This is a genomic window from Sandarakinorhabdus sp. (assembly GCF_031430775.1).
In the GTDB taxonomy this organism is placed as follows: Bacteria; Pseudomonadota; Alphaproteobacteria; order Sphingomonadales; family Sphingomonadaceae; genus Sandarakinorhabdus.
Genome location: NZ_JANPCD010000209.1, coordinates 1 through 2264, shown reverse-complemented (window position 1 = coordinate 2264; position 2264 = coordinate 1). Strand labels below are relative to the sequence as shown.

Annotated in this window: 2 protein-coding genes and 1 pseudogene; all 3 read left to right on the top strand. The window is 61.6% G+C overall.

Going from position 1 to position 2264, the window contains the following annotated elements:
* Nucleotides 1-914, top strand: a pseudogene (locus tag RMQ73_RS13685) (hypothetical protein); the annotation flags it as partial.
* A gap of 12 nt (nt 915-926) precedes the next feature.
* Nucleotides 927-1415, top strand: coding sequence for a DUF2793 domain-containing protein (locus tag RMQ73_RS13680; RefSeq protein ID WP_310498865.1), 489 nt, complete (start codon nt 927-929; stop codon nt 1413-1415).
* A 52-nt stretch (nt 1416-1467) separates the two neighbouring features.
* On the top strand, nt 1468-2264 hold a 797-nt coding region (locus RMQ73_RS13675), incomplete at its 3' end, for an outer membrane beta-barrel protein (RefSeq protein WP_310498863.1).

The window sequence follows — 2264 nt, the reverse complement described above, 5'->3', positions numbered from 1 at the left end:
CTCAGGTGTTTGGCGATGTGCCGGCCGGACCAACGACAATGCATGTGCTGGAACTGCCAGCTTTGGCTGGCGAATTGCTGTCTGCTCCCAGGTTGTGGGTGGCAGCGGCAGGCGCATCTTCCGGGTGGCGAAGAGCGCCTATCATGCTCAGCACCGATGCCGGCGTCAGTTACCGCCAGGCCGGCACCGCCGAGGCTGCCAGCGTCATGGGCGTTGCGGTGAGTGTCCTTCCTGCCGGCCCCGCCGAAACATGGGACAGGCACAGCTACCTTGATGTTGCCCTGCTGAATCCAGCCATGTGGCTGGAAAGCCGGCCGCTGGCAGCGGTGCTTTCCGGCGCCAATCTGGCGCTCGTTGGGGACGAGATCATCCAGTTCGCCGAGGCCGAAGCGCTGGCGCCGGGCCGGTTTCGCCTGTCGATGTTGCTGCGGGGCCGGCGCGGCACGGAACATGTCATGCAGCACGCAGCCGGTGACCGCTTTGTCATCCTGGACCCGACGGCGATGCTTGCCACCGACTTGTCTTCCGAAATGCTGGGACAGCAGTTGCGGCTGCGCCCGCAAGGCAGCGGCGATGCAGCAGCAATGATTGCCAGCATGACCGTTTTGGGCGCGTCCCTCGCACCGCCGTCGCCGGTGCATCTCAAGGCGAGGCGGCTGGGTAATGACCTCACTGTCCATTGGGTCCGGCGGAGCCGAACCGGGTTTGGCTGGCGTGATTTCATGGATGTTCCGCTGGCTGAGGACGGGGAGGCTTATCTGGTGGAGCTTTGGCAAGGCAGCGTGCGGTTCCAGTCGCTGACAGTTGGCAAGCCGTGGGTCGAAATCACCAGCGTGCCGCCAGGGCCGCTGGAATTCAAGGTGGCGCAGCTTGGCGCTGTGCCCGGAGCATTTGCCCGGTTGATGCTTTCATGAAGGATGTGCGCCATGCCCGAAACAACACGCCTGCGACTGCCCTTGCTTGCTGCTGGCCAGGCCCAGAAGGAAATCACGCACAACGAAGCCATCGCCCAGCTCGATCGGTTGATGCATATAACCGTGATATCCCGGGAATTGACGTCACCGCCAGCCGAGCCTGATGCGGGAGACAGTTATATTGTCCCTTTCTCCGGCACTGCGCTTTGGGGCGCGCCGGCCGGAACGCTCATGAGCTGGGACGGTTTTGGCTGGCAGGCGACAACGCCGATAACAGGTATGGTCGCTTATGTTGTTACCGACGCGGCAACGACGATTTTCGCTGCGGGCTGGCAGGCTGGTTGGCCCGTATCGCATCTGATGATTGGGGCAAGAGCCGTGCTTGGGGCAACGCCAGCAAGCGTGGTGCCGCCGAACGGCGGCGCGGTCGTCGATGCCGAGGCCCGTGCCGTCCTGGGAATGCTGCTTGCAGCCCTGTCGGCCCAAGGTATCATCATCTGAGGGCCCGCCAGGGCCCGCCCATTTCCCCGACTATGTGTTGCAATCGAGCAACATGCGGTTCTATTCGCCGCTTGCATGTGCAGCTTTCCGTGGGTTAAAGAGTTCTATCAGTTCGATACACAACTCTAAGGGGATGACGATGCGGAAGTTGGCAATTTGCCTCGCGCTCGCCGGTACCGCCCTCGCTGGGCCGGCACTCGCGAAAGACAAGTCTTGGTACATCGGTATCGAGGCTGGTCCCAACCTGATGCAGAATCAGGGCTATGACATCGCCAATGCTGCTGGCACCACGCGTGTCAAAGACGGCATCACGCAGAATTATGCGGTCGGATATGATGTCGGTGGCAACATCGGCTACGACTTCGGTCCGTTCCGCGCTGAATTCGCGCTGAATTATAACCGCAACAATGTGCGCAACACCACGATCGAGCAGGGCATTCCTGCCATCAACTACAGCGCTGCCGTGAACGGTCCTTCCATTCTCGGCGCACCGCCGCTGGGTGTGAACAGCAATGCCGGCGGAAACGTCGAAGCTTTGTCGTTCATGGTCAATGGTCTTGCTGATTTCGGCGGTCAGGACGGCGAATGGGGCGGTTATCTCGGCGCCGGTGCCGGTATTGCCCGCGTGACGCAGGGCCAGCAGGCGCTCAATGCGCCGGGTGCCGTGTTCCTGAACGACAGCGACACCAGCTTCGCGTGGCAGGTGCTTGCCGGCGTGTACAAGCCGATCAACGACCATATCGACATCGGTTTGAAATATCGCTTCTTCAGCGTGCCGCAGGTGGACACTTTCACGACAAACGGCCTGTCGGTGAACAGCCGTTATCGCAGCCACAGCCTGCTGCTGAC

Coding starts and splice junctions, on each gene's coding strand:
- RMQ73_RS13680 (WP_310498865.1), top strand. CDS start 927: ATGCCCGAAACAACACGCCTGCGACTGCCCTTGCTTGCTGCTGGCCAG.